The organism is Afipia sp. OHSU_II-C1, assembly GCF_000497575.1.
Taxonomy (GTDB): Bacteria; Pseudomonadota; Alphaproteobacteria; order Rhizobiales; family Xanthobacteraceae; genus Afipia.
The window spans coordinates 1-26,945 of the sequence record NZ_APJI01000007.1; the positions used below are offsets into that span (position 1 = coordinate 1).

At 61.8% G+C, this 26,945-nt stretch carries 25 protein-coding genes; 14 read left to right on the top strand and 11 right to left on the bottom strand.

The annotated features are described in order from the left end of the window. Positions 1-1,116 precede the first annotated feature (1,116 nt). The 4 genes from I554_RS0108165 to I554_RS0108185 all read left to right on the top strand — a co-directional run bounded on the left by I554_RS0108165 (position 1,117) and on the right by I554_RS0108185 (position 3,649). Positions 1,117-1,449, top strand: a complete 333-nt coding sequence (locus tag I554_RS0108165; RefSeq protein ID WP_081710752.1) for a hypothetical protein — start codon at positions 1,117-1,119, stop codon at positions 1,447-1,449. Between the two features lie 190 nt (positions 1,450-1,639). Then, complete coding sequence (mddA, locus tag I554_RS0108175) at positions 1,640-2,419, top strand: methanethiol S-methyltransferase (RefSeq protein ID WP_024577668.1); 780 nt, start codon at positions 1,640-1,642, stop codon at positions 2,417-2,419. Between the two features lie 194 nt (positions 2,420-2,613). Next, positions 2,614-2,814, top strand: a complete 201-nt coding sequence (locus tag I554_RS0108180) for a hypothetical protein (protein WP_024577669.1) — start codon at positions 2,614-2,616, stop codon at positions 2,812-2,814. 286 nt (positions 2,815-3,100) lie between these two features. Next, positions 3,101-3,649, top strand: a complete 549-nt coding sequence (locus tag I554_RS0108185; RefSeq protein ID WP_081710753.1) for a DUF4112 domain-containing protein — start codon at positions 3,101-3,103, stop codon at positions 3,647-3,649. Between the two features lie 83 nt (positions 3,650-3,732). Here the strand turns inward: I554_RS0108185 and I554_RS0108190 are convergent, their stop codons facing one another. From I554_RS0108190 to I554_RS0108220, 6 genes are all read right to left on the bottom strand, one after another. Next, the gene (locus I554_RS0108190; RefSeq protein ID WP_024577671.1) at positions 3,733-4,026 is read right to left on the bottom strand and encodes a hypothetical protein; all 294 of its coding nucleotides are present in this window, start codon (positions 4,024-4,026) and stop codon (positions 3,733-3,735) included. A 342-nt stretch (positions 4,027-4,368) separates the two neighbouring features. Continuing rightward, a complete protein-coding gene (locus tag I554_RS0108195; protein WP_024577672.1) occupies positions 4,369-4,761 on the bottom strand; it encodes a hypothetical protein in 393 nt (130 codons plus the stop codon). Positions 4,762-4,922: 161 nt separating this feature from the next. Further along, entirely contained in the window at positions 4,923-5,342 is a 420-nt protein-coding gene (msrB, locus tag I554_RS0108200; RefSeq protein ID WP_024577673.1) for a peptide-methionine (R)-S-oxide reductase MsrB, read from the bottom strand. A gap of 127 nt (positions 5,343-5,469) precedes the next feature. Beyond that, positions 5,470-6,180 (bottom strand): peptide-methionine (S)-S-oxide reductase MsrA, encoded by a 711-nt coding sequence (gene msrA / locus I554_RS0108205; RefSeq protein WP_024577674.1) that lies wholly within the window; start codon positions 6,178-6,180, stop codon positions 5,470-5,472. A 958-nt stretch (positions 6,181-7,138) separates the two neighbouring features. Further along, on the bottom strand, positions 7,139-8,020 hold the full coding sequence (locus tag I554_RS0108215) for a hypothetical protein (RefSeq protein ID WP_024577675.1): 882 nt from the start codon (positions 8,018-8,020) through the stop codon (positions 7,139-7,141). Continuing rightward, complete coding sequence (locus I554_RS0108220) at positions 8,020-8,199, bottom strand: hypothetical protein (protein WP_034473791.1); 180 nt, start codon at positions 8,197-8,199, stop codon at positions 8,020-8,022. The genes I554_RS0108215 and I554_RS0108220 overlap by 1 nt, the downstream gene beginning before the upstream one ends. Before the next feature lie 151 nt (positions 8,200-8,350). On the opposite strand from I554_RS0108220, the gene I554_RS0108225 reads away from it, so the two are divergent. Genes I554_RS0108225 through I554_RS26835 form a run of 3 tightly spaced genes read left to right on the top strand, consistent with a single transcriptional unit; the run spans position 8,351 to position 8,953 of the window. Continuing rightward, complete coding sequence (locus I554_RS0108225; RefSeq protein ID WP_024577677.1) at positions 8,351-8,566, top strand: hypothetical protein; 216 nt, start codon at positions 8,351-8,353, stop codon at positions 8,564-8,566. Next, positions 8,566-8,760 (top strand): hypothetical protein, encoded by a 195-nt coding sequence (locus tag I554_RS0108230; protein ID WP_024577678.1) that lies wholly within the window; start codon positions 8,566-8,568, stop codon positions 8,758-8,760. The genes I554_RS0108225 and I554_RS0108230 overlap by 1 nt, the downstream gene beginning before the upstream one ends. Beyond that, a complete protein-coding gene (locus tag I554_RS26835) occupies positions 8,753-8,953 on the top strand; it encodes a hypothetical protein (RefSeq protein ID WP_152527618.1) in 201 nt (66 codons plus the stop codon). Before I554_RS0108230 ends, I554_RS26835 begins: the two co-directional genes overlap by 8 nt. 241 nt (positions 8,954-9,194) lie before the next feature. Here I554_RS26835 and galU read toward each other — a convergent pair whose 3' ends face one another. Beyond that, positions 9,195-10,067: a UTP--glucose-1-phosphate uridylyltransferase GalU gene (galU, locus tag I554_RS0108235; protein WP_024577679.1), complete on the bottom strand. Its 873-nt coding sequence runs from the start codon at positions 10,065-10,067 to the stop codon at positions 9,195-9,197. A gap of 397 nt (positions 10,068-10,464) precedes the next feature. Between galU and I554_RS0108245 the strand changes: the two genes are divergently transcribed. The 4 genes from I554_RS0108245 (at position 10,465) to I554_RS0108260 (ending at position 16,386) form a co-directional block, all read left to right on the top strand. Next, complete coding sequence (locus I554_RS0108245; protein ID WP_024577680.1) at positions 10,465-11,913, top strand: lytic murein transglycosylase; 1,449 nt, start codon at positions 10,465-10,467, stop codon at positions 11,911-11,913. A gap of 142 nt (positions 11,914-12,055) precedes the next feature. After that, positions 12,056-13,729: an SGNH family hydrolase gene (locus tag I554_RS0108250; protein ID WP_024577681.1), complete on the top strand. Its 1,674-nt coding sequence runs from the start codon at positions 12,056-12,058 to the stop codon at positions 13,727-13,729. 81 nt (positions 13,730-13,810) lie between these two features. Beyond that, entirely contained in the window at positions 13,811-15,862 is a 2,052-nt protein-coding gene (locus I554_RS0108255; protein WP_024577682.1) for a methyltransferase domain-containing protein, read from the top strand. Between the two features lie 137 nt (positions 15,863-15,999). Next, positions 16,000-16,386, top strand: coding sequence for a DUF1236 domain-containing protein (locus tag I554_RS0108260; protein ID WP_024577683.1), 387 nt, complete (start codon positions 16,000-16,002; stop codon positions 16,384-16,386). 65 nt (positions 16,387-16,451) lie between these two features. Here I554_RS0108260 and I554_RS0108265 read toward each other — a convergent pair whose 3' ends face one another. From I554_RS0108265 to gltB, 3 genes are all read right to left on the bottom strand, one after another. Continuing rightward, positions 16,452-16,775 (bottom strand): YnfA family protein, encoded by a 324-nt coding sequence (locus tag I554_RS0108265; protein ID WP_024577684.1) that lies wholly within the window; start codon positions 16,773-16,775, stop codon positions 16,452-16,454. Positions 16,776-16,781: 6 nt separating this feature from the next. Next, positions 16,782-18,239 (bottom strand): glutamate synthase subunit beta, encoded by a 1,458-nt coding sequence (locus I554_RS0108270; protein WP_024577685.1) that lies wholly within the window; start codon positions 18,237-18,239, stop codon positions 16,782-16,784. Between the two features lie 122 nt (positions 18,240-18,361). Continuing rightward, complete coding sequence (gene gltB / locus I554_RS0108275) at positions 18,362-23,080, bottom strand: glutamate synthase large subunit (protein WP_024577686.1); 4,719 nt, start codon at positions 23,078-23,080, stop codon at positions 18,362-18,364. Positions 23,081-23,716: 636 nt separating this feature from the next. Between gltB and I554_RS0108285 the strand changes: the two genes are divergently transcribed. From I554_RS0108285 to I554_RS0108295, 3 genes are all read left to right on the top strand, one after another. Next, positions 23,717-24,580, top strand: coding sequence for a hypothetical protein (locus tag I554_RS0108285; RefSeq protein WP_024577687.1), 864 nt, complete (start codon positions 23,717-23,719; stop codon positions 24,578-24,580). A gap of 204 nt (positions 24,581-24,784) precedes the next feature. After that, complete coding sequence (locus tag I554_RS0108290; RefSeq protein WP_024577688.1) at positions 24,785-25,801, top strand: hypothetical protein; 1,017 nt, start codon at positions 24,785-24,787, stop codon at positions 25,799-25,801. A gap of 1 nt (position 25,802) precedes the next feature. Further along, the gene (locus I554_RS0108295; protein ID WP_024577689.1) at positions 25,803-26,312 is read left to right on the top strand and encodes a hypothetical protein; all 510 of its coding nucleotides are present in this window, start codon (positions 25,803-25,805) and stop codon (positions 26,310-26,312) included. A gap of 89 nt (positions 26,313-26,401) precedes the next feature. Here the strand turns inward: I554_RS0108295 and I554_RS0108300 are convergent, their stop codons facing one another. After that, positions 26,402-26,863, bottom strand: a complete 462-nt coding sequence (locus tag I554_RS0108300; RefSeq protein ID WP_024577690.1) for an Hsp20 family protein — start codon at positions 26,861-26,863, stop codon at positions 26,402-26,404. Positions 26,864-26,945: the final 82 nt, after the last annotated feature.

The window sequence follows — 26,945 nt, forward strand, 5'->3', positions numbered from 1 at the left end:
CGGACCACTCAGTGGGGGCCGGTCAATCGCCGTGTAGGTTGAATAATCTCAATAGCTTTTGGTTGATGAGCGCCGGCCATTATGGAAATTAAACTAGGTGTTTTAAGTTCCAGTATTCTGACATTGATCTTGCGGTTGCGAGTGCTGCCTCCTGCTTTTATCCGCGACAGGATAAAGTCATGCTTCTCGTAAAATGAATTTGCACTAGTTAGGTCTGTAGCAACATTTGCAACGATGCCTAGATAGCCTTCCTTTTCTCCTTATGAGATGAGAGTGCGGAGGAGGTTTGTAGCATGCCCGCAACGTCTGAATGGCGGTGCTATTGAAATCTGCCTTACTCGCAAACTCGGGAAAATGCCGCCGAAAAGGAGGTGGCCTGCGTAGGTCGATTGATCTTCCTTTTGGCAAATTAGGAGGATCAACTTGCGCTGTCGCGCAGCCTCTGCATATGCCGGTTCGGGTAAGAAGCCTAAGGCCTCTCGCTCACTATCTGCTTGAGCCCGTATTGCATCTAAGAAAGGGGCGATGTCAGAAAATTCTCGCCGTATCAAATACCGTGTGGTCATTCACATGCTCCCCATGGAGCCCTTATCCAATCAATGAAAGAGATTGACAATCCTATGGGTTGGATTATATTCCTATTCATCCCGCCTCACTTGAGGGGCGTTGCCAGGGACGCTTGATAGCGCGGGGCGGGATGCGGCGCCTGCGCGCGCGAGAAGGGACGTCCTTCTCCGCTCCCGGGAGGCCTCGGGTCACCGTCCGGGCTCACTATGGGGCTCTGCCGTTCGCCGGCTGGACGCGGTGAGGACGAAGGCGGCGAAAGCCGGCCGGATCAGGGGTCGAGTTTCTCCCCCATCCTCACCCGGAAGTGCGGTCCCGAGGACAGAAATCGCCGCGGCGGAGCGTCGAAAGGCGTTTCGCGGCCCAAGCTTCGTGGCGACACGATGCCGGCCGCGCACTTGAATTGAAGGCGCGTCTTTCGGCGCTCCTCCTCCCTCTCTTCTTAGAGAGGCGCACGGTCTGACGACATCGCTGATCGGACATCCGCGTTTTCGCGCGGGAAAACGCTCACGCGTGCCCGCAAGCACATCTGCTCACAGGAAAGGGACCCCCATGCAAAAGACGAGACCACACACGGCGAAAGGGACGATGAAGGAGGACGGCGACGCGCAGGAGGCGTTTCCCGAATTCTCCGACGAGACGCGCGCCTATCTTCTGTCCGACGCTGGCATCGAAAACATGATGCGCAAGCTGTCGGATGCTTGCGAGAACTGGCTCGACTGTCCCGTGAAGCGTTGCCGCCGCGCGCGGCGCTGCCAGGGCCCCGACATGGTGTGCCAGCTCAAGGAGCCGAGCCGCACCGCGCCGCCGGAGGAGCTTGCGCGCGTCAACGCGCGCATGCGGGAGATCGTTTTGCAGCGGCTGGAGCGGATCGGTGTCTGGTGAACGCGGCGGCGCGATGTGCGCGGCCCGCACCGCTCGCACGAAATGCTCACGGCGCAGTGATGAAGGCCGGGCCGGAACTGTGAGCTGCCTCACACACGCTCACTTGCGGCCATGGGTAAATGCGAGGTGCGGGCTGAGCGAGACAGGGGCCGATTTCAGGACCGAGATTTTCAGGAGAAGGAACAGCACCATGTCGACGGCCATCGAACGGGAGCAGGGCTCCCTCACGGCATTCGCCAACTTTATCGGAAGGACCCTGGCGCTGTGTTACGGCGGCGTGTCCTACATGATTTTCTTCGGCACGTTTCTCTATGCCATCGGTTTCGTCTCGGGCCTCATGGTGCCGAAGACGATCGACACCGGCGCCGAGACCTCGGTGCTGAACGCGGTCTGCATCAATCTCGCGCTGCTGACCCTGTTCGCCGTTCAGCACAGCGGCATGGCGCGGCAGGGCTTCAAGCGGCTGTTCGCGCGGTTCGCTTCGCCGGCGATCGAGCGCAGCACCTATGTGCTGCTGGCGAGCCTCGCGCTGGCGCTGCTGTTCTGGCAGTGGCGGCCGATCCCGGCCATCGTCTGGGACATCGAGACTCCGCTGCTGGCCAACCTCGCCATCGGCGGCATGGTGCTGGGCTGGCTGATCGTTCTCTACAGCTCGTTCCTGATCAGCCATTTCGAGCTTTTCGGCCTGACGCAGGTGGTCAACAACTTTGCCGGACGTGTTGTCGCGCCGATGACGTTCAAGACACCGGGACTCTACCGCCTGATCCGGCATCCGATCTATCTCGGCTTCATCATTGCGTTCTGGTCGACGCCGACCATGACGGCGGGGCATCTGCTGTTCGCGGCCGTCACCACGGCCTACATCTTCGTCGGCATCTATCTCGAAGAGCGCGATCTCATCGCCCTGTTCGGCGACGACTACCGCCGCTATCGCGCGCGCGTAGCGATGCTGATTCCCAGCATCAGATAACGACCATCGGCGCGAGGAGCCGCAAACCTCCTCGCGCCGCAATGCCGCTCACGTCTCGGTGATCCCGGTTTTTCAGTTCCAAAGTGCACCGACAGGGAAAGAGGACTTTTGAGCTATGTCATACAGGTGCACAGGCAGCCGCGGTTAAATTCGAGCATCAGGTTTTGCATCAGGCCCGCCACTCGGAGGATTCAATGTCACGCAACGATCGCGCTGCCCCGCCGCTGGGTCTGGCCAGGATTCTGCGAGCCGGACTGGATGTTCAACGGCGGCGCGCGCAGGCCTTTTCAAGGCTTGAGGTCTTCCGTGCGACCGACAAGCGTTCCGGCGGTGACGACCGGCTGCGCCCCTGCCTGCCTGCGCAGACGGACAGCTCCCGCACGTCGGAAGATTAATTCGTGTGGCTGTGAGGAAGCCCGCGCGCGTGCTCTTTGGCTCGCGCGTCACAGCCGCGAAAAGGAGCCGCCTGGTTGGGCGGCTTCTTTCTTGGCTGAACGCATGCGGCAGATCGTTCCGCAGCTGGGTATCTGGCGAGGCGCGCCGATGCGACATTTCGCCGGGTTACGGTTCGGTCACGCAACTTGCGCCGCAATCGGGCGTTCCTATGTAGGGCTGCTGTCCGTGCGTAGACCGCGCGGGTGTGTGCTAAACGAGGTGCCAGCAACCATGACGAGCGCCAGAATGACCGACGACATCTACCGGACCGCGAAGCCCCGCACCGGCGGCAAGCGGCGGCCGCCGATCATCGATCAGGATGGCAACGAGGTGCATTCCCGCGGCTTCGGTGCATCGGGGCCGTTCGGTGCTGGCGGATTCGATTTTCAGGGCGCGGATTTCCAGAACATCTCCGGCGCGCTCGGCGGAATTTCGTTCGGCCCGCTCACGCGCGAGCAGCGCTTTGCGCGCATCGAGGCCCTGTCGAAACTGCTTGATGTCGCGTTCGTCGTACCGGGCACCAAGATCCGCTACGGCATCGACGGCCTGATCGGCCTCGTGCCGGTGGTCGGCGATATTCTCACGACGGCGATTTCACTGTGGATCGTGCGCGAGGCGCGTGCACTCGGCGCGCCGAAATATCTGGTGGCGCGGATGCTGGGCAATGTGGCGCTGGATGGCGTGGTGGGCCTGGTGCCGTTCGCCGGCGACGCATTCGACGTCATGTTCCGCGCCAACATGCGCAACATGCGTATCCTCAAGCGCTGGATGGACAAGCAGCCGCGCGGCGCATGATCCCGAAAAGTGGGAACCGGTTTTCGGATCGGATCATGCGCAGAAAAAAGCCTGAGCCGGGAACGGACGCGAGGGACGATCGATCAGCCGGTCGCGGTCTGCTTCTCGTCTTCCGGTGCAGCCACCGGCTCCGGCCGGTTGCGCGCGAGCGGGAACGCTTCGCTTTCATACAGCGTGCGGATGCCGCTCTGGTCGAAACGGGCTTCGTCCACCTGGAGGTACGCCCCGTTCAGCGAGTCTGCGGGAAGCTGTTCGATCGCGAACTGCACGGCCTCGGCTGCGGTCGGGAACCGGCGGTACGCAAAGCCTGCGCGCTTTTTCTTGCGGATCGCCGCAGGAAAGAGTTCGGCTTCGGTGTTGTAATTGAACGCAGCCATGGTCTCGGCCTTCTCGATTTGGGATTCGATGGAAACGGACGGCCGGAGGCGGGTCCAGAGGAGAGCCGCGCGGCCAGAAGTCATTCATTCCAGAAGAAACCCTAATATAGGCCTTTTTTCGCCAATTGCGACCCGTCATGAGGCCTATGATGAATGGCATGGCGGGCCCGCGGGCGGGCCGAATAAGCGCTTGAATTTCAACGCATTAGGGAGCGCCAAAACCTGCGTTACGGCGGGTCCGGCTTCGCATGGCGGTCTGAGCGTTTTGCAGGGCGTGATTTTCCCGGATTTTCACCGGCGGAAGCCGGACAACGACAAACGGCGGAAGTCCCCGCCGGTGCGCTACTGGATCGCTTCGGTCAGGATCTCATCGGTGACCGACACCACCTTCAGCGACGACGTGTAGTGTTCGATGTGGGTGTCAGGGCCCGCGGAAATCTCGATCTTGCGGACCGGCGCCTGCTCCGGCACGCCGCTGACGCCGCGGCGGACGCCGTACTGCCAGACCTGCAGCGCGCCTGCGCCGCGCAGCGCCTTTTCAACCGCATCGGGAGTCCGGCCATTCATCTGTGCAAGCTCGGCCTTGGTGAGGCCGATCACGATTTCGGTCTGCGGCGAGACGACCTTGAACAGCGTGACCTTGTTGGTGGCGAAGGCGGGATGGGACGAAACAGCGTCGACGAGAAGGCCTGCGAGGCCGAGTGCCAGCACGGTCTGGCGCGATCTGGTGGACATCGTGAATTCCTTAAAATGCGGAAGTTCTTTGGAAACGTTTCTTGTTGGCGTTTTTTACCGTTCGTAACGCGAACGGAACGCAGAGATAGGAGCCGCGCGGCCTGAGACAAGCCGCGCGGATTTATTTTTTCTCTGAGGAAGGGCGCGCGCTGACGCGAGGTTTATTTGGGCTCGAGCTTCAATGCCGCGGAGTTGATGCAGTAACGCAATCCCGTCGGCCCCGGTCCGTCGGGGAAGACGTGGCCGAGATGGCCCTGGCAGTTCGAGCACAGCACCTCGGTGCGAATCATGCCGTGCGAGATGTCGCGCTCTTCCGCGATGCTGCTCTCGGCGGCGGGAGCGGAGAACGCCGGCCAGCCGCAGCCGGAATCGAACTTGTCATCGGACTCGAACAGCGGCTGCCCGCATCCGGCGCACACATAGGTGCCCGGATCGAACGAATGGTCGTACTCGCCGGTGAACGGGCGCTCCGTCGCCTTCTCGCGCAGCACGGCGTACTGCATCGGCGTCAACTCCTTGCGCCACTCGCTCTCGGACTTTTGAATCGTGCCGGAGCCGGTCTTCGTCTTGATGTCGGTCACTTCGCTAGCTCCTTTCGTGGCTTCGGTTGGTGTCTCACATCAAAGCGGCGAACCATCCGGGTCCGCCGCTTCTATCTCGCTTTTCGAAACGCCGCGATGGTCCGCGCGTCTCAGTGATTCGCCTTGGTCAGTTCGTCCTGGCCTCGCGCACCAGCGCGGGCTTTTCGCGATAGTTCTCGGCGAAGATCTTTTTCAGATTCTCGATCTTCGGCAAATCGTTGAACACAATATAGGGCTGGTTCGGGTGCAGCGTCAGGTAGTCCTGATGATAATCCTCCGCCGCATAGAAGCCCTGCAGCGGCTCGAGTGTGGTCGCGATCGGTTTCTTGTAGACCTTCGCGGCGTTGAGCTGGGCGATGTAATCCTGCGCCAGCTTTTTCTCCGCCGGATCGGACGTGAAGATGGTCGAGCGATACTGCGTGCCGGTGTCCGGGCCCTGGCGGTTGAGCTGGGTCGGGTCGTGCACCACCGAGAAATAGATCTGCAGCAGCTTGCCGAGCGAGACCTGCTTCGGGTCGTAGGTGATCTGCACCGCTTCGGCGTGTCCGGTATTGCCGCGCGTCGTCGCCTCGTAGTTCGCGGTCGAGGCCTTGCCGCCGGCATAACCCGACACGGCGTTGGTCACGCCCTTGGTGTGCTGGTAGACGCCCTGCACGCCCCAGAAGCAGCCGCCCGCGAGCACGAAGGTTTTCAGCCCCTCGCTGGGCGCGATGTCGGAGGCGGGCGGCGGAATCACCACCGCGTCCTCGGCGGCGACGCTCGGCGCGATGTACCACACCAGCGCGAGCATGAAGGCTGCGGCCAGGGCGAAGGTCCGTTGGAATGGCTTGCGATCCATGATGGTCCTCTGAATGGTCCTCTTGGAGAGTTCCGGCAATTGCGCCGTATGGGTGATACGCGGATAAGACCCCGCCGTTACGGCAAAATTCCACACAAAAACGTGAGCATGAACCCTGGTGCGCGCCCGCGCGTTGTTCCCTGCATGCGCCGGGTGACAACCGGCCGCAACGGGGACGATGGACGCAGCTTCTTTTGCCGGTTTCTGGCTGCGGCACCAACGCATCGGTACGCGTTTTGTCTAACCCGTTCCCGGCGCGTGCGCCTGTCTCCGATTCGATTTTCAAACAGCCACTTTCAAACACGCACGCGCGATTGCTCTCGCGCGGCGATCGCGCGATTGGCTTCGTCATGGGCCCCTCGAAAGATGAGGGGAGATGGAGCGCCGCGAGGCGCAGGGTTGAGGTCTCGCTGCCGTCTCCGCTCGCGGGCGAAGGACGGAAGCGCATCGCCTTGCGGCGCTCCACCAACGCCGGCTGATCCGCCCGCCGTAGGGGCCGCGATCCTCCGGCGCGCGAAAGCCGCGCAAGCGAGGCTTTCGCTGCGGCGTGCCGGGCCGAGGATCCGTGCAGGTCGGGAGTGCGAAGCGGGGAGGGGTGCATGCGCGCGGACGGCGAAACCAATCCGCGTCAGCCAGTCCAGGGCCGGCCTTGGCCGGTCCTTAAGACCCGGCGGTTTGACACCGCCGTTCTCCCTCGCAAGCCCGACGGCGCAAGCGCCACCGGCCGCATTCAGGCGTTGCTTTCGCGCCGCCGTTTGCACTCCGTCGCCAGCCGCAAGCGGCATCTCCCCGTAGTGGGAGCGGACGGTCCACCTCGGCCGCCCGAGAGCGTGTGTGCGTCACACGCGCGCGGTCGCCGCGCTTCATTCCACTTCAAGAACGCCTCCGGAAGCGCCCCTCACGAATGAAGTGATAGGAATATAAGCCTATACAAGCTGAATGTCAATGGATCCGACAATCATTTGAATTGATCCGGATAAGCTGAAATGAGTCGATCGGTGTCATTACCATCAATTATTCCATACCAGATCGGATTGTTTTCTTTCAGGGATTTGATTTCAGCAAATGTCTGCATTTGCTGCAAAACACTTTCAGCGATTTGTCCATGATATTGGATGATAAAGACGCTTGCAGCAGTCTCGAACAATCGTTGAATTTGGTCGCCATTTTTACCGAGTTTTGCAGGAGTCAAAACTCCCGTTGTGGCGGGGCCCTTAAACGCAAATGCTATTCTTCGACGTGCCCCAGCCACAGTAGCATTGGAGAACAAGTCATTTTTTTCCCCGCCCCAATCTTTAAAAACGCCACGGTCTTTTAGAATTTTTGCGAATCCCGTTTTGATCTTTTTTTCAGGTAATAATTTTTTGGGACCCGATTTGATCCTTTTAATCTTTGAAAAATTCGCAATGTCGTCACATACGATAGGACGAGCCTGAACCTTTAGGCCTTGCGCAACTCTAATGGTTCTGACGGTGTGTGTAACGCGGGGCGTCTGTTTGGTCGGGTACTTGGTGTTTAGAACTGTGCTGGATTTTTTCAGGCCGCTTAGAATTTTGGCTTTATTGGTTTTATAGACCGCTACTTTTTTGTACGCGATTTTCCCGCGAACTTTGACAGTCTCAACGATCTGCTCATCGGACAATTTTCCGCCATCTTGCAACACCGCAACTTGAGTTAGGCCAGTCTTGGCCATGATTTCTGCGACAGTTTTGGATTGTTTGCTGCCTTTGTAAATCTCCATAAAAACTTTTATCCGCCGCGGCGAGCGTTTCAATACGCTGATCGCGTGTAAGATGTGTTCGTTTTTATTTGCTCTGTAGTCGCTGACAGGAGCGACCATCAGATGTTACCCTTCTGAAGAAGCTTTCTTATTTTCTTGGTCGGCATACTTCTACGCACAGCGCTTGAATCAACATTCAAGGCCATGCCGATTTCTTCGGAGGTGGTATCCAGCTTTAGAAGGAGCAGCATTAGTAGTCGCTTGATATCCTCAAGCTGCTTAGTCGATGAATCAGACATGCTTGTCCCCATGAACTATCTTGAAATGCGGATTTATAAAACTATATTGACGTGGTTGTAATTTACAACCTTGATATAACAATCTGATTTAAAAGAGAAAATATCAATATAAAGCTAAACATATGCGAATCTAATTCCTTGGGGGCTTCGTATGTCTGATGCGCAGGAAACCACTAATCAGCTCTTGAGAGTCCTGATTGGGCTTACGCTGCTAAATGGTGAGAAGAAAACGCTTCGTCAGCAAGTCGAGTTGCTAAGTGATTTTGGGCTGAAACCAAACGAGATCGCGAAAATTGTTTGTCGCACGGGCACCTATGTGAACAAGGAGCTTGCGGGAATTCGAAAATCAAAAAAGAGGAAATCTTAATGCCAAAGACGCAGTTGAGTGCCGAGGCATTGCTGCATGAGATACTTGCGGTCCAGCAGAATCAATTAATTGTGTCGCTTGCTTTAGCTGGCTTAACCAAACATCAGATTCGCGAGATTGTGGGAGTTGATATGAACCGCGTCACGAAGACGCTCAAGTTTTTCAAGAAAACTCCAAGAGAGAAAAATGTCTAAAAGCGCAGATGAAATTACGCATGAAAAGCTCGATTCAATAATTGCATTGCTGCAATATCTCGTTGCTTTGGAACTGCAAAAGAGCGGCGTTCCGCAATCAACTATCGGTACGCATCTTCACGTAGCGAAATCGCGAGTTGTCGACATGCTTCGTGGAGTGGGAAAGCGAAATAGAAATGACGAAAAAAGCTGACGTTGAGGCTGTTGAGACTATCTCACGAAAGCTGAACGTCCTTATATCGCTCTCGCTTCGACAGCTAAGTGGAGACTCCGAATTCGGAGCAAAATCTCGAAAAAAGAATGTGGGCGATGCAGCGAGATATTTGTCCAGTATGGGATTAGAGCCCAAGGATATCGCGGAAATCCTTGGAGCTCCAATATCGAGCATTAGAACGCTGCTTACACCTAGCAGAAGGCGGTAGCATCAATATAGGCTACACGTACTTCTTCATCTCGCTCAACAGATCGCTGCGCAGGTCCTCGCGGTCCATCGCGTACGCAATGTTCGCGGCGAGGAAGCCCGACTTCGAGCCGCAGTCGTAGCTCTTGCCCTTGAACTTGAAGCCATAGAACGGCTGTGATTTGGCGAGGCCCAGCATCGCGTCGGTGAGCTGGATTTCGCCGCCCGCGCCGCGCTCCTGCGTCTCCAGCACCTTGAAGATTTCCGGCTGCAGGATGTAGCGCCCGGTGATCGAGAGATTTGACGGCGCGACTTCCTTCTTCGGCTTCTCGACCATGCCGTCGAGCTCGAACATATCGCCTTTGGGCTTGCCGACGCCGACCACGCCATACATGTGGACCTGATCCATCGGCACTTCTTCCACCGCGATGATGTTGGCCTTGTCCGCGCCCGCCGCGTTGGCGGCGTCGATCATCTGCTTCAGGCCGCTCGGCTTGTTCTTCACCAGCACGTCCGGCAGCAGCACGGCGAACGGCTCATTGCCGATGATGTCGCGCGCGCACCACACGGCATGGCCAAGACCAAGCGGCGCCTGCTGGCGGGTGAACGAGGTCGCGCCCGCTGGCGGCTGGTCGCGCTCGAGGATGTCCATTTCCTTCAGCTTGTTGCGCTCCTTCAGCGTGTCCTCAAGCTCATAGGGCCGGTCGAAATGATCCTCGATCACGCCCTTGTTGCGCCCGGTGACGAACACGAGGTGTTCGATGCCGGCTTCCAGCGCCTCGTCCACCACATGCTGGATCAGCGGGCGGTCCACCACGGTGAGCATTTCCTTGGGCATGGCCTTGGTGGCCGGGAGGAAACGGGTGCCAAGACCGGCGACGGGAAACACGGCTTTGCGGATTTTCATGAGGCTCTTTGAGGCAGGAGAAACGATGAAGGCGGGGCTGGAACGGGTGTTAGCAGGTTTTATCGGGCCGAAAAACGGCGGGGCAGGTCATGAGTTCCGTAAAGGTGTGCGGATGAACGGTGCGTGAGTGCCGTGTGGATTTTTTGGGGCGGCTTTTTTTATCCCTCCCCGTTGTGGGGAGGGTCGGTCGAGCGAAGCGAGGCCGGGGTGGGGGTCTGCGAACTTACCCCCGCCCGGCTTGTTGCGCGCAAGCGCTCGCAACGCGCCACCCTCCCCGCAAGGGGGAGGGAGAAAAGCCGCGTCATCTCGCCGCCGAAAAATGCCGCGTTGTTAATCGGGTGGAAACCCTGTCCGGGCCTCCTGTATCCGGGATAGTCTTGAGTGGGTGAAACGTAAAATGGCACGGATCGAGCGTGAAGAGAGCGCGTGGCGCATGGCCGCGGGCGCAATCCTGACCATGTCGGTGATCGGCGCGGCGTCGATGCTGGCGGGCCCGGCCCATGGGCAGACCGCGTCGGGGCGCGGCGGCTTCACCCTGCCGTTCACCATGCCCTGGAGCGACGTCACCGGTTCGATCCAGCAGCAGCAGCCATCGCAGGCGCCGCGCCAGACGCAGCCCGCGCCGCGCCGCATGGCGCAGGCCGGTTCGCCGAAGGAATGGAGCGGCGAGGACGGCGCGTCCGGCCATCCCCTGATGACGGCGGATGCGATCCGCAATTCGGCGGCGAATTTCGATCGCTGCGTCGCCGGGATGTGGCCCGAGGCGGCGCGGCGCGGCGTTTCCGAGGCGAGCTTCCGCCGCTTCACGGCGGACCTGTCGCCGGACCTGCGCATCATGGACCTGATGGACTCGCAGCCCGAATTCACCAAGTCGGTGTGGGATTATCTCGACATCCTCGTCACCGATGCGCGGATTGCGCGCGGCCGCGAGGTGCTGGCGAAGAACGCGGCGACCTTCGCGGCGGTCGAAAAAGCCTACGGCGTCGACCGCTACATCATCGCGGCGATCTGGGGCATCGAGTCGAACTACGGCACGCAGGGCGGCGACCGCAGCGTTTTGAATTCGACCGCGACACTGGCCTGCGTCGGCCGCCGTCAGGGTTACTTCAAGGACGAGTTTCTGGCCGCGCTTGAGATTTTGCATCACGGCGACCTGACGCCGCAGCAGATGCGCGGCTCATGGGCCGGTGCGTTCGGCGCGACGCAGTTCATGCCGACCGCATTCAAGAAGTTCGCGGTGGATTTCGACCGCGACGGCAAGCGCAACACCGTGGACGACATTCCGGACATCATCGCCTCCACGGCGGCGAAGTTCAAAAAGGACGGCTGGGTGCCGGGACAGACCTGGGGCTATGAGGTCGAGGTGCCGCAGGGCTTCAACTATCTGCATGCCGACCGCGCCAAGAACTACACCATCGCGCAGTGGGAGCATCTCGGCGTCAAGCGCGCCGGCGGCAAGCCGTTCCCGCGCACCAGCGACAAGGCGTTTCTGCTGGCACCGGCCGGGGCCGATGGTCCGGGATTCCTGATGCTCGGCAACTTCCGTTCGATCATGCGCTACAATCCGTCGGAAGCGTATGCGCTCGCCATCGGGCACTTCGCGGATCGTCTGCGCGGCGGTGCGCCGTTCGTGCAGGACTGGCCGCGGCAGGAGCGGGTGCTGTCCCGCGCCGAGCGGCAGGAAATGCAGCAGCTGCTGGCGCAGCGCGGCTTCTATCGCGGCGAGCCGGACGGCAATCTCGGCGGCGAGACCAAGAAGGCGCTGCGCAGCTTCCAGGCCTCGATCGGGGCGCCTGCCGACGGGTTCGCCTCGTCCGGCGTGCTGGAGCGGCTGCGCGGGCGGTAAAACCGGTATTTTCCGGGGCCGGGACGCAGTTCCGGCCCTTGACGGGCTGGCGGCATCCCCTGTTTATGGGCGGCGATTTCGCCCTGTTGGGGCCTGAATCTGCTACTATTTTGCAGTATCGCCTGAGACAGCCGTGACCCGCATGCCGACACCGAAATCCTTTCTGCGCATGTTCACCGAACGTGGGCCCCTGACCGTTCTGGCGGTCGCGGGCGCCATGCTGTTCGGGATCGCGGGACCGGCCTCGGCGCAGTTCTTCGATTTCGGCTTTGGCCGCCCGCAGCGGCCCGCGCCGCCTCCGCAGCGCGGCGGCGGTTTTTTCGCGCCGTTTGGCGGTGGCGGATATTTTCAGGAACAGCAGCAGCCGCCGCGCCCGGTGGATTCTTCCCGTGCGCCCGCAGCCGCCAAGCGCGATACACCGGCCGATCGCAATGTGCTGGTGCTCGGCGACGCCATGGCGGACTGGCTGGCCTATGGTCTTGAAGATGCATTGTCGGAAACGCCGGATCTCGGCGTGATCCGCAAGCACAAGACCGTCTCGGGTCTGATCAAGTATCAGCCCAAGGGCGATCCGCAGGATTGGGCCGCCGCGGCGAAGGGCATTCTCGCCACCGAGAAACCCGATGTGATCGTCGTGATGCTGGGCCTGCACGACCGCATTCCGATCCGCGAGCCGGTGGTCGAGAAGAAGACCGACGCCAAGCCGGGCGAGAAGCCGGTCGACACCAAGAAGAATGCCAAGAAGGATTCCCGCGCCAAGCCGAACGAGACAAAGCCGAACGAGACAGAGGCGGCGAAACCGGCGGACAAGCCCGCCGCCGATAAACCCGCTACCGATATCGAGAACAAGACCGCGGACAACAAGCCGTCTGATACGGAGGTCGCTCCCGACGACGATGACGCGCCCCAGGTCATGGCGCCGGAGAAGTCGCGCGCGGGTGGCGGCATGTATGACTTCCGCGAAGAACGCTGGGTCGAGCTGTACGCCAAGAAGATCGAGGAGATGATCGCGGTCCTGAAGTCCAAGGGCGTCCCGGTGCTCTGGGTCGGTCTGCCCGCGGTGCGTGGTCCCAAGGCGACATCGGACATGCTGTTCCTCGATGCGCTTTACCGTGACGGCGCCGGCAAGGCGGGCATCACCTATGTCGATGTCTGGGACGGCTTCGTCGATGACGCCGGGCGTTTCGCGCAGCAGGGCCCGGACTTCGAAGGCCAGATCCGCCGCCTGCGTTCAAGCGACGGTGTGTTCTTCACCAAGGCCGGCGCGCGCAAGCTCGCGCATTACACCGAACGCGAAATCCGCCGTGTGCTCGCGGCCCACACCGATGGTCCGCTGGCGGTGCCGAGCGAAACCTTTGCGCCGGATTCCAACATCCGTCCCGGCGAAGCGGGACCCCGTCCGCTGATGGGGCCGGTGATGCCGCTGGTGGCGTCGCAGGTCGGCACCGATGAACTGCTCGGCGGCGTCGGCACGCGGCCAGCGTCCGTCGATGCGCTTGCCGCACGCACCTTGGTAAAGGGCGAACCGCTCGCGGCCCCTGCCGGACGTGCGGATGATTTTTCCTGGCCGCGCCGCGAAGTCGGCGCGCTCAGCGCGCCGCCCAGCGATCCGGTGGTCGCCGCCGCGCCGTCCGACGGGACGACGGTTCCGCCGAAGCCGAAACCCAAGAAGCAGCAGGTGGTGGTCCAGGGACTGTTCAATCCGTCGGCGCCGCCGCAACAGCAGCAGCGTCAGCGCGCCGCGCCGCGCGACGGGTTCTTCCGGCCTCCGGGGAATTTCGGATCGCCGTTCTCAGGCCTGTTCGGGCGCTGGTAACCAGCGCTTGCTCCACGGCTGGATCGCATCCATTCGATGCAGTAGTGTCCGCGCGGCTGAAACTTCCCTCAGGTCGAGATCGTGAACAGAAAGCAACGCCGGGCTGAAGGAAAAACCGGCAAGGACGCCGCGCGCTCGTCCGGATTTCTCGAGGAAACCCTGTTCCACCAGGCCATGGCGCATCATCAGGCCGGACGGCTGCGCGAGGCCGAGGCGAACTATCGCGACGTGCTCGCCGCCAATCCCCGTCACACCGGCGCCCTCGGCTATCTCGGTCTGCTCGCGCATCAGATGGGTCACAGCGAGGCCGGTATCGATCTGTTGCGGAAAGCCATCGCATCGGACAAGCGCAGCGCCGAGCCGCATTACAATCTGGCGCGCATCCTGTCCGACTGCGGACGCGACGACGAAGCCATCGTGCACAATCGCAAGGTGCTGGAGATAAGCCCCGACTTTCCCGGAGCGCGCAACAATCTCGCCGCTCTGCTGCTGCTTCACGGCCGCTCAGGCGAAGCGTTGACGGTTGCCGCCGAAGGATTGCGGCGGGAGGATAGCGCGGGGCTCAAGTCGACATTCGTGATGGCGCTTCGCTCGCTCGATCCTGCGGTGGTCAAGCTTGATCCGAATATCGTCCAGCTTCTGGTGCGGGCCTTGCGTGAGCCTTGGTGCCGCCCGCGCGATCTGTCGGCTGCGGCGGGAGTGATCCTGCTTCGCAGTCCGGCGATGACGCGCTGTGTCGAGCGGCTATCGCATGCAGGCTCCGCCCGGTTGGCTGAGCTATTTACGCGTGACGATCTCGCACTGTTGCATGGCGACGGCCTGCTGGAAGCGTTGCTCGGCACCTCGCCTGCTACGACCGTTGAAATCGAGCGGGTTCTGACAGCCGTCCGCCGCGCATTGCTGAGCGAGATTGCGTCAGGCGCGTTGGAGTCCGACGAGGCGTGGCTGCCGCTGGCGTCGGCGCTCGGCCAACAGGGCTTCATCAACGAGTATGTCTTCGATGTCACCGAAGACGAGACAGTTCAGATTCGCCAGCTTCGCGATGAGATTGCCGGGGCGATCGCGCGGAACGAGACAGTTGCGCCGATCAAACTCGCGACTCTCGCGAGCTATCTGCCGCTGCATTCGCTTCCCGGCGCTGAACAACTTGCGGAACGATCCTGGCCTGACGCCATGGCAGGACTGATCAAGCAGCACATCACCGATCATCGCGAGGAACTGAACATTCGGTCCTCGATTGAACGGCTGACTGCAATCGAGGATGACGTCTCGGAAAAGGTGCGCGCGCAGTACGAGGAGAATCCCTATCCGCGATGGAGCAGGATCTTCGCGGAGACCCAGCCGCTACCGGTGGATCACTATATCGGGATGCGGTTTCCCGGCGTGCCTTACAAGCCGCTCGGACATCGTGCGCTCGATGTTCTGGTTGCGGGGTGTGGCACCGGGCAGCATGCGATCCAGCGCGCGCTGCAGTTCAGGTCCGCCAACATCCTCGCCATCGATCTCAGCCTCAGCAGCCTCAGCTACGCGATCCGAAAGACGAAAGAACTCGGATTGACCAACCTGCGTTATGCGCAGGCGGACATTCTGGCGCTGGAGAGCAACAGGACGTTCGACGTTGTCGATTCAAGCGGCGTGCTGCATCACCTCAAAGACCCGCTGACGGGCTGGCGCAGGCTTGCCGGTCTGGTGCGTCCAGGCGGGCTCATGCACATCGGACTTTACAGTGCGACCGCGCGTGCCGACATCAATGCCGCGCGGGCGTATCTTGCGCAGCAGGGCAGAGACTACTCAGTGTCCGAAGTGCGCCGCCTGCGGGCAGAGTTCGCAAGCCGCGCGCCGGGCGATCCGCTGCACAACATCACCGGGTTCAGCGATTTCTTCAGCACGAGCGAATGCCGCGACCTGCTGTTCCATGTGCAGGAGCACCAGTTCTCGATCCCGCAGATCGCGGATTTTCTCACGCAGAGCGGCTTCACGTTCCTCGGCTTCGAAACGCCATCGCGCATCAGCTATCTCCAGCGCTTTCCAAACGACAGGGCTGCGACCGATCTCGCAAACTGGACAGAGTTCGAAGCCGAAAATCCCTCGACCTTCGCGACGATGTATCAGTTCTGGATTCAGAAAAACTGAAAGCCGGGCGCTCGGGTTCCGCAGTTCCGCCTCCCTGCAATCGCTGCCAAAATTTTCTCCGGTTCCGGCATCTCCGATTTGGAACGGTCATTGCCATTAGCGGTTGATGACCGTCTCAACATGAAGAGGAGGACGACATGAAGATTCGTACGGCCATGGCAGTCGCGGCGATCGCACTGACGCCGGGACTGGCGCTTGCGCAGACCGCCACAGAGCAGGGCGCGCGCGACGGCGCGGCGACGGGTCACGCCATTGGTGGGCCGGTCGGCGGAGCCGTTGGCGGCACGGTCGGCGCAGCGGTCGGGACCGCGGTCGATATTCCGGCGGCTGTGATTTCCGCGGTCACGGGCCTGCCGGGACCGTCGGTCGTCGTGAAGGAGCGTGTGGTGGTCGGTGAACCGCTACCGGAATATGTCGAATTGCGTCCGGTGCCGAGCCACACCGAGTACCACTATGCGGTGGTGAACGACCGGCGTGTGATCGTCGAGCCGCGGACGCGCCGCGTCATTCGCGTCATCGAATAAGCGGCGTGAAACGAAAAGGCCCCGTCCTCGCGGCGGGGCTTTTTCTTTTGCACGTGATGTCGCGCCTAAACCGAACGGGGCCCGAACAGGATGACGGCCGCGCCGATCAGGCAGAGCGCCGCGCCTGCGATGTCCCAGCGGTCGGGCCGCACGCCTTCCATCGCCCATAACCACATCAGTGACGCGATGATGTAGACGCCGCCATAAGCGGCATAGGCGCGTCCTGCCGCGTCACTGGGCACCAGCGTCAGAAGGGAGGCGAACAGTACCAGCGATACGACGCCGGGAATAAGCCACCAGATGGATTTGCCGAGACGCAGCCAGGCCCAGAAAGCAAAACAGCCCCCGATTTCGGCGAGGGCTGCTGCAACGTAGACAATAATGGTCATGTTCGATTAGCGCGGCAGCGTGGTCGATCCCATCAGGAACTGATCGATCGCGGCGGCGCACTGGCGGCCTTCGCGGATCGCCCAGACGACGAGAGACTGTCCGCGGCGCATGTCGCCTGACGAGAACACCTTTGCCACCGAGGTCTGGTAGTTGTTGGTCGAGGCGCGCACGTTGCCGCGCGGGTCGAGTTCGACGCCGAGCTTCTTCAGCAGGCCCTCGTGCACCGGATGGACGAAGCCCATCGCCAACAGCACCAGTTCGGCCTTGATTTCGAACTCGGTGCCCGGCACCGGCTGGAACTTGTCGTCGACGCGAACGCAATGCAGCTTCGCGACCTTGCCGTCGTGGCCCGAAAACTTCTGCGTCAGCACGGCGTATTCACGGATCGCGCCTTCGGCCTGGCTTGACGAGGTGCGCATCTTCAATGGCCAGTTCGGCCAGGTCAGGCCCTTGTTCTCACGCTCCGGCGGGGCCGGCATGATTTCAAGCTGGGTGACGGAGGTCGCGCCCTGGCGGATCGAGGTGCCGATGCAGTCGGAGCCGGTATCGCCGCCGCCGATCACCACCACGTCCTTGCCGCCTGCGAGAATCTCGCGGACATCGCCGAGCGGCTCGTTGCCGACGCGGCGGTTCTGCTGCGGCAGGAAGTCCATCGCGAAGTGAATGCCGTCGAGGTCGCGGCCGGGAATCGGCAGGTCGCGCGAGGCTTCCGCGCCGCCGGTCAGCGCCACGGCGTCGTAGGCCTTGACGAGGTCCTGCGGTTCGACCGCGCCGGCGTAGCTGCCGCCGACCGGCGTGTTGTAGTGGAAGACGACGCCTTCAGCTTCCATCTGCGCCACGCGGCGGTCGATGATGCCCTTTTCCATCTTGAAGTCGGGAATGCCGTAGCGAAGCAGTCCGCCGGCCTTGGCGAACTTCTCGAACACATGGACCTCGTGGCCGACGCGCGCGAGCTGCTGCGCGGCGGCAAGGCCGGCCGGGCCGGAGCCGACCACGGCGACCTTCTTGCCGGTCTTGGTTGCCGCGACTTCCGGCTTGAGCCAGCCGCTGTCCCATGCGCGGTCGACGATGGCGCATTCGATGGTCTTGATGGTGACCGGGTTGTCGTCGATGTTCAGCGTGCACGAGGCTTCGCACGGCGCCGGGCAGATGCGCCCGGTGAATTCGGGGAAGTTGTTGGTCGAGTGCAGGTTGCGCGAGGCTTCTTCCCAGTTGCCGTTGTAGACGAGATCGTTGAAGTCCGGGATCTGGTTGTTGACCGGGCAGCCGGGCGTGCCGGGCTGAACCGAGCCGGTGCCGTGGCAATAGGGGATGCCGCAATTCATGCAGCGCGCGGCCTGATCGCGCGTGTCCTTCTCGCTCAGCGGAATGACGAATTCCCTGAAATCCTTTACCCGCTCCGCGACCGGCTCGTATTTGCGGTCGTGACGCTCGATCTCAAGAAAACCTGTAGGCTTACCCATTTTAAACCCGACGCCCCTTCAAAGTTTCGTTGTCATTGCGAGGAGCGTAGCGACGAAGCAATCCAGCTTTTGCTTTGAGAGTGGATTGCTTCGCTGCGCTCGCGATGACGTGGATTCGTTTCTTACGCCCCGATCGCGATTTTCGGCTCTTCCGGCTCGCGCGATTTCATTTCCTTCAGCGCGCGGCGGTATTCGACCGGCATCACCTTGCGGAACATCGGAAGATACTTCTTCCAGTTCGCGAGGATGTGCTGCGCCCGCGCCGAGCCGGTGAGCTTGGCGTGCCGCGTGATCAGAACATGCAGCCGTTCGACGTCCTCGCCGAGCAGGTTCGAGAACACGTCGACGCGGCCATGCGCCTCGAGATCGCCGGACGAATGGAAGGCGTTCTGGTTGATCATCTCCTCGGACAGCACCGGCTCGAGATCGACCATCGCCATGTTGCAGCGTTTCTCGAAGGTGCCATCTTCGTCGATGACGTAAGCCACGCCGCCGGACATGCCGGCCGCGAAGTTGCGGCCGGTCTTGCCGAGCACCACGACGATGCCGCCGGTCATATATTCGCAGCAGTGGTCGCCCGCGCCTTCGACCACGGCGACCGCGCCGGAGTTGCGCACCGCGAAGCGCTCGCCGGCGACGCCCTGGAAGTAGCATTCGCCCTCAATGGCCCCGTACATCACCGTGTTGCCGACGATGATCGACTCTTCCGGCACAATGCCGGAAATCTTCGGCGGCCGGACGATGATGCGTCCGCCCGACAGGCCCTTGCCGACATAGTCGTTGCCTTCGCCTTCGAGATCGAAGGTGACGCCGCGCGCCAGCCACGCGCCGAACGCCTGTCCTGCCGTGCCCTTGAGGCTGACATGGATGGTGTCGAGCGGCAGGCCGGTGTGGCCATAGGTCTTGGCGACAACGCCGGACAGCATCGCGCCTGCGCTGCGGTCGGTGTTGTGAATTTCCGCCTCGATCTTCACCGGAGCGCCGCGGTCGATCGCCGCCTGCGCTTCCCTGATCAGGGTGCGGTCGAGCACGTTCTCCAGATGATGGTCCTGCGCCTCGGAGTGATAGATCTTCTGGTCGGGCAGGGCGGGCTGCTTGAAGAACAGCTTCGAGAAGTCGAGACCCTTGGCCTTCCAGTGCGCCACCAGGGTTGCCTGGTCGAGCATCTGGCTCTGGCCGACCATCTCCTGGAAGGTGCGGAAGCCCATGGAGGCCATGATCTCGCGGACTTCCTCGGCGACGAAGAAGAAGTAGTTGATGACGTGCTCAGGCTGGCCGGTGAAGCGCTTGCGCAGCACCGGGTCCTGCGTTGCGACGCCGACCGGGCAGGTGTTGAGATGGCACTTGCGCATCATGATGCAGCCGGCCGCGATCAGCGGCGCGGTGGCGAAGCCCATTTCATCCGCGCCGAGCAGCGCGCCGATCACGACGTCGCGTCCGGTGCGGAAGCCGCCGTCGACCTGAACCACGATGCGGCTGCGCAGGCGTTCACGCACAAGAGTCTGATGGGTTTCGGCGATGCCGAGTTCCCACGGCGAACCCGCGTGCTTGATCGAGGTCAGCGGCGACGCGCCGGTGCCGCCCTCGAAGCCGGAGATGGTCACATGATCCGCACGCGCCTTGGCAACGCCGGCGGCAACCGTGCCGACGCCGATTTCCGAGACGAGCTTGACCGAGACCTGACCGTCCGGATTGACGTTCTTCAGGTCGTAGATGAGCTGCGCGAGGTCTTCGATCGAATAGATGTCGTGATGCGGCGGCGGCGAGATCAGGCCGACACCGGGCGTCGAGTGGCGCACGCGGGCGATCGTCGCGTCGACCTTGTGGCCGGGCAACTGGCCGCCTTCGCCGGGCTTTGCGCCCTGCGCCATCTTGATCTGCATCATGTCGGAGTTGACGAGGTATTCCGTCGTCACGCCGAACCGTCCCGAAGCGACCTGCTTGATGGCCGAGCGCATGCTGTCGCCGTTCGCCATCGGCTTGAAGCGATCCGCCTCTTCGCCGCCTTCGCCGGTGTTGGACTTGCCGCCGATGCGGTTCATCGCGATCGCCAGCGTGGTGTGCGCCTCGCGCGAGATCGAGCCGAACGACATCGCACCGGTGGCGAAGCGCTTGACGATCTCCCTGGCCGGTTCGACTTCGTCAAGCGGCACAGGCTTGCGCTTGTCGTCCTCGGCGGTCTTGAGCCTGAACAGACCGCGCAGCGTCAGCAGCTTCTCGGACTGCTCGTTCAGCACCTTTGCGTAGGCGCGATAGCGCTCCTGCGAATTGCCGCGCACCGCGTGCTGAAGCAGCGACACCGTCTCAGCGTTCCAGGCGTGATCCTCGCCGCGCGAGCGGTAGGCATATTCGCCGCCGACATCGAGCGCGGTCTTGTAGATCTGCGCATCGCCGAACGCTTCAGAGTGACGGCGCACGGTTTCCTCGGCGATTTCGGCAAGGCCGACGCCTTCGATACGGGTGTGGGTGCCGGCGAAATACTTCGCGACGAAATCCGCCTTCAGGCCGACGGCGTCGAAAATCTGCGCGCCGCAATAGGACTGATAGGTCGAGATGCCCATCTTCGACATGACCTTGAGCAGGCCCTTGCCGATCGACTTGATGTAGCGCTTGACGATTTCCTTGTCGTCGAGCTTGGCCGGCAACTGGTCCTTCATCGCGATGATGGATTCGAAGGCCAGATACGGATTAATCGCTTCCGCGCCGTAACCTGCAAGGCAGGCGAAGTGATGCACTTCGCGCGGTTCGCCGGATTCAACGACGAGGCCGACCGAGGTGCGCAGGCCGGTGCGGATCAGGTGATGATGCACGGCGGCGGTCGCCAGCAGCGACGGGATCGGAATCCGATCCGAGCCCGCAGCGCGGTCCGACAGGATGATGATGTTGACGCCTTCGCGCACCGCAGCTTCGGCGCGGCCGCACAGTTCTTCCAGCACCTGCTCCATGCCCGCGGCCCCGAGGCCGGCGTGGAACGTGGTGTCGAGCGCGCGCGACCTGAAGTGATTGTCGGCGACGTCCGAGATCGAACGGATCTTTTCCAGATCCGCGTCGGTCAGGATCGGCTGGCGCACTTCGAGGCGCTTGGTCTTGGACAGGCCTTCGATGTCGAACAGGTTCGGGCGCGGGCCGATGATCGAGACGAGGCTCATCACCAGCTCTTCGCGGATCGGATCGATCGGCGGGTTCGTCACCTGCGCGAAGTTCTGCTTGAAGTAGGTAAACAGCGACTTCGGCTTGCTCGACAGCGCGGAGAGCGGGGTGTCGGTGCCCATCGAGCCCGCGGCTTCCTCGCCGGTGGACGCCATCGGCGTCATCAGCACGGTGAGGTCTTCCTGCGAGTAGCCGAAGGCCTGCTGGCGATCGAGCAGCGACAGGTTGGAGCGCGCAGCCTTGGCCGGCGCGTCTGCCATTTCCTCGAGCACGATCTGGGTGTGGTCCAGCCACTTGCGGTACGGGTGGCTCTTGGCGAGCTCCGCCTTGATTTCGTCGTCGGGAATGAGGCGGCCCTGCTCGAGGTCGACCAGCAGCATCTTGCCAGGCTGCAGGCGCCACTTGGTGACGATCTGGTCCTCAGGAATCTTCAGCACGCCCATTTCGGACGCCATCACGATGCGGTCGTCCTTGGTGACGAGATAACGCGCCGGACGCAGGCCGTTGCGGTCGAGGGTCGCGCCGATCTGGCGGCCGTCGGTGAACGCAATCGCGGCGGGGCCGTCCCACGGCTCCATCAGGGCTGCGTGATATTCGTAGAACGAACGGCGCTCTTCGCTCATCAGCGGATTGCCGGCCCAGGCTTCGGGCACGAGCATCATCATCGCGTGCGACAGCGAGTAGCCGCCCTGCACGAGGAATTCGAGCGCGTTGTCGAAGCAGGCGGTGTCCGACTGGCCTTCGTAGGAAATCGGCCACAGCTTCTCGATGTCCTCGCCGAACTTCTCGGAGGAGACCGAGGCCTGACGCGCGGCCATCCAGTTGACGTTGCCGCGCAGGGTGTTGATTTCGCCGTTATGGGCGACCATGCGGTAGGGATGCGCCAGCGACCACGCCGGGAAGGTGTTGGTCGAGAAACGCTGATGCACCAGCGCCAGCGCGGATTCGAAATCCGGCTCGTGCAGGTCGGGATAGTACTTGCCGAGCTGGTCGGCGAGGAACATGCCCTTGTAGACGACGGTGCGGCACGAGATCGACACCGGATAGTAGCCGGCGAGCGCGCGTTCGCGGCGCTGATAGATCGCGTTCGAGATCGACTTGCGCAGAATGTAGAGACGGCGTTCGAAATCGTCTTCGTCCGCGCAGTCGCCGCAGCCGATGAACACCTGCATGCAGGTGGGTTCGGTCGGCTTCACGGTCACGCCGAGCGAGGAGTTATCGGTTGGCACTTCGCGCCAGCCGAACAGCTTCAGGCCTTCCGACTTGATCTTGTCCTTGATGATGCCCTTGATGACTTCGCGCCAGGACTTCTCGCGCGGCATGAACATCTGGCCGACGGCGTACTCGCCGGGGCCGGGCAGGGTGAAGCCGGCTTCCTTCGCCTTGCGTGCGAAGAAGGCGTGCGGAATCTGCACAAGGATGCCCGCGCCGTCACCGGCGCGCGGGTCGGCGCCGACCGCGCCCCGATGCTCGAGATTACAAAGGATGCTGATCGCGTCGGACACGATCTGGTGCGATTTCTTGCCCTTGATGTTGGCAATGAAGCCGACGCCGCAGGAATCCTTTTCCAGCGCAGGGTCGTACAGACCGGCGGCTTCCGGACGCCAGTTATGTTCACGCGGTTTCAAGGCCGGGTCCGCCATCGGCGCATCCACCTCGATTTCATTCCGCTTGAACTCTGACCCGCTCATTCTCATCCTCACGCCTCTTTCGATTTAGAGGCAGTCTATTTTTACCCATTTTGGCCGCAGCTTCGGCGTTCGCGGAACCCTTCGGAATTTCCCATTCTCAGGAAGTCCTCGGGGCCACCGCTCGCGATGTCACGAGCCTCGCTTTAGAAAGTGCAGTTCGCGCGTGCCGTTTCCGGCTGCCATGCGGCCTGCTGATATTACCGGCGCTGCAAACGCCGTGCCGAGATTACCCGGAAATTGGGACAGTAGTCCTGTCCTAATGCCGAGATTGCCAAACTTTTTCCTATCATACAAGCGCGTGAGAGTCCTCCCAGTGTGGTGGTTCGCAAGTCCACGAAAACTCTGATGCGGGCTCCGTTCGTGGACTTGCGAACCGAAACCACACTGGAATCAATATCGTCCAGTGTCCTTCGAATCCGCAGCTCGCTACGGCAGCGCGGCGGAAGGCGGCGAGCAGCGGATTCGGGACACTGGGATGCGCGGCAGACGCGTGGCAGCGGCCGGTGAACGCCGCTGGATTAAGGCATTTGCCGCCGCCGTCCGGTCCTAGCTCTGCCGAAATCGGAAATCACGTTTGCCCCGGATTTTTGGGAATCCGGGGACGGATTTGGGACCCAGAACGGGGAGGCCTGCGAGATGACGTCGTTTTCCAGAAAGCAGTTGGTCGGATGCGCGGTGTTGGCCGTCGGCGTAACTCTGGTGTCGCCGGCGTTCGCCGCCGACGATTTTCCGATCGTGGGTGACATCCACATTTCCATGCCGCGAATCCTGGAGGACGAAGACCGGCCTCTGCCGCCCCCCGCTTACGAAAGACCGCCCAGCGAGCGGCCTTCCTATGAGGAGCGGCCTTATTCGCAGCGGCCCTACATGCCGGGACCTTACGCTGCGATTCCCTCGACCCGCTTCCAGCGCTCGACACTGGGGGCGCGTCCGATGCTGCCGCCCGAGCAGGTTGTGACCGTTCTGCGATCGCGGGGCTATTCGCCCCTCGGCCGGGTCACACAGCGCGGCTGGATCTACACCATCGCGGCCATCGACCGGAACGGTGAGGACGGCCGCCTGATCATCGATGCTCGCACCGGGCAGATCATGCGCTTCATTCCCGTCGAGGCCGTCGATGAGCGTCTGATGGCGGTTTATGGTCCGCCCGGTCCGCCGCCCGGGGTCTATGCGGGTTATGAAAACCGCCGGGGATCGTTGCTCGACCTGCGAAACGTGCCGCGTCCGCCGAACGCAGTGCCGAGAACATCGCAGCGTTCCGGCGCGAAGGCTGCGAGCCGGACTGCGGCACCTGCCGCAACCGCGACCACGCCGCAGGCAGCACCTCCGGCGCAGCAGGCTGCGGCTCCGCCTGCCGAAACTCCGGGGGCGGCGAAGCCAGCCGCAGCGGATAACAAACCTGCGACAACGGTCGGGGCGGCAACAGCGCCCTCAACACCGGCTTCGACGGTCAAGCTGTGGCCGACGCAGGCCATGCCGGACGCCCAGACACTGGAGTAACGACAGCTTACGAGCGCGTTGCGGTCCAGACGTGGTTGCGCGCGGCTGGAGGCGGTATTTGCCGCGCGGCTGCGCCCGGATTCGGCGCGCCTCAGTCACAGCCTGTCACTGTGAGGGCGTTTGCAATTCTAGATTGAAAAATACCCATTTACCTCCTGCCGCAAAAATGCCTTAATTCGCCGCATTTGGGCTGGGGATTTTTCAATGAAGTATCTTGGGTTGGTGATTTGTCTTGCGTGCCTTGCCGGTTGTGCAGGCCTTCCTGAGGCGGAAAAAGCCTCTCAACTTGGCGATGCGATCACAGCCACCGGAAAGCTGGTGCGTGACTCGATCGCGTCGAACCGGACCAACGCCATCCGGAACGGGGAAGAAGTTCAGGCCAGCAAGCTGCTTCGCAGCAAGGAAATCAGGCCGTCGCCATCGGAAGTTGCGATGGCGAGCAGGGCGAATGTGCAACAGGTGGCGGGAAGCCCTGAAGCGATCGGGGACGCCAGAGCCGCTTTCGAGAAGGCAAAAGCGCAACAACTGGCGGCAAGACAGGCAGGGCTGGCCTTTACGCTGGCCGATGCGCCGACGAGCCAGATCAACGGCCTCCAGAACAGTGCCCAGATGCAGGCCGCGAAAGCGCTGGAAGGATACGGCGACGCGCTCAAGAAGGCGATCGACGAAGGCACGATCGAGAAACTCGAGCAGGCCTCGGTCAAGCTTGGCGATGCTGCCAGCAATGTCGTCACCGCCGCTTCGCCGCTGTCCGCTCCCATCGCCGGGCCCGCCCTGAAGGTCGGGTCGCGCATTGCCGGATTTCTGATGGGGAACGCCTATGCGAACGAAATCCAGGCCATCATCGTGGCGCGGAACAATGATGTCGTCGCGGTCGTGAAATTGCTCAAGGAAGATATGGCGCTGGTCGCGGACTCGGTGAAGCGGCAGGCGGATTTCTTCGAAGTCCAGCGAAAAGCGAATCTCCAGTTGATCGGCCAAGATCCGAACGTCACGCGGCTGCAGCTCTACAACGAGTATTACACGGCGCGGAAGGAAGCGGGCACCATGCGCGCGACGGCCGTCGCCGCCGCGAAATACGCGGAGGTCCTGGATGCGCTGGTCGAAGCTCACGCTGCGGTCGCCGCCGCCGATCCCAACTCCGAACTTTTCCTGAAACGCTTTGTCGTGCTGGCTGACGATCTTGCGGCGCTGATCAAGGCAGCAAAGAAGGAGGCCTGAGATGGCTACTCTCGAGGAAGCAAAAGCCCGTCTGGCCAAGGCGTCGCAGCGGTTTCACGACACTGAAATCAAATGGCAGCCCTCGCTGTGGGACAGCTCGGATTTCGGGCTTCAGCCGCAGGGCAACGATCTGTTCGGCAATATCTTCTCGAACATTTTCGGCACTCGGCCGCTCTCGCCTCCGGCGCCGCGAATCTTCAGCCAGAGGGACGCGCCGCGTGCCCTGCGCGCCTGTTTCGATGTTCTCTACGCGCTCGGCAGCCGCTCGACCGATGCCAATGAAACGCTGGCCTATGCCGCTGCGATGGACGCCGTCTCGACCGAACTCGATTTCATCGCGGAAAGGCGGCTGCTGAGCAGAACAAAGGAGTACGCTCCGTTCACTGCCGCATTCAAGTCAGCAGCGAAGACGCTCAAGGAGGCCAAGGCGAAGGCCGATGAACTGGCCCAGAATCTGGGCCTTGCAGCGGATGTCCTGACGGCATTCTCCAAGATCATCGCGGTGGTCTGATCGCCGCCGGCGTTCAGCGGGCCGATCAAGAAAAACGCCCCGGGTCACCGGGGCGTTTTGCAGTTTGGGAGGTTCGACAAGCCGGAGATTTAGGCCGCGACCTGCTCGGCGACCTTCGGCGCGGAGACCGAGGTGGTGATCGGAATCTGGCGCGGCTTGGCGGCTTCGGGAATCTCGCGGACGAGATCGACGTGGAGCAGGCCGTTCTCGAGCGAGGCGTTCTTCACCTGCACGAAATCGGCAAGCTGGAACTGGCGCTCGAAGGCGCGCGACGCGATGCCGCGATAAAGCACTTCGCTGGACTGGCTGTTCTCGTTGGCGGCTTTCTCGCCCTTGATCGTCAGGGTGTTTTCCTTGGCGACGATCGAGATTTCATTCTGCGAAAAGCCGGAGACAGCGACGGAAATCCGGAAATTGTTCTCACCGGTGCGCTCGATGTTGTAGGGCGGATAGCCCGGCGAGCTTTCGCTGGCGGACTGATCGAGCAGCGAGAAGAGGCGGTCAAAGCCGACGGTGGAACGGTAGAAGGGGGTCAGGTCAAACGTACGCATGTTAGTCCTCCAAAGTGAGCGACCAGCGCGTTTTTCAGGCGGGACGGACCATTGCATGAGCAACGTCGTTGAAGACCGTCTC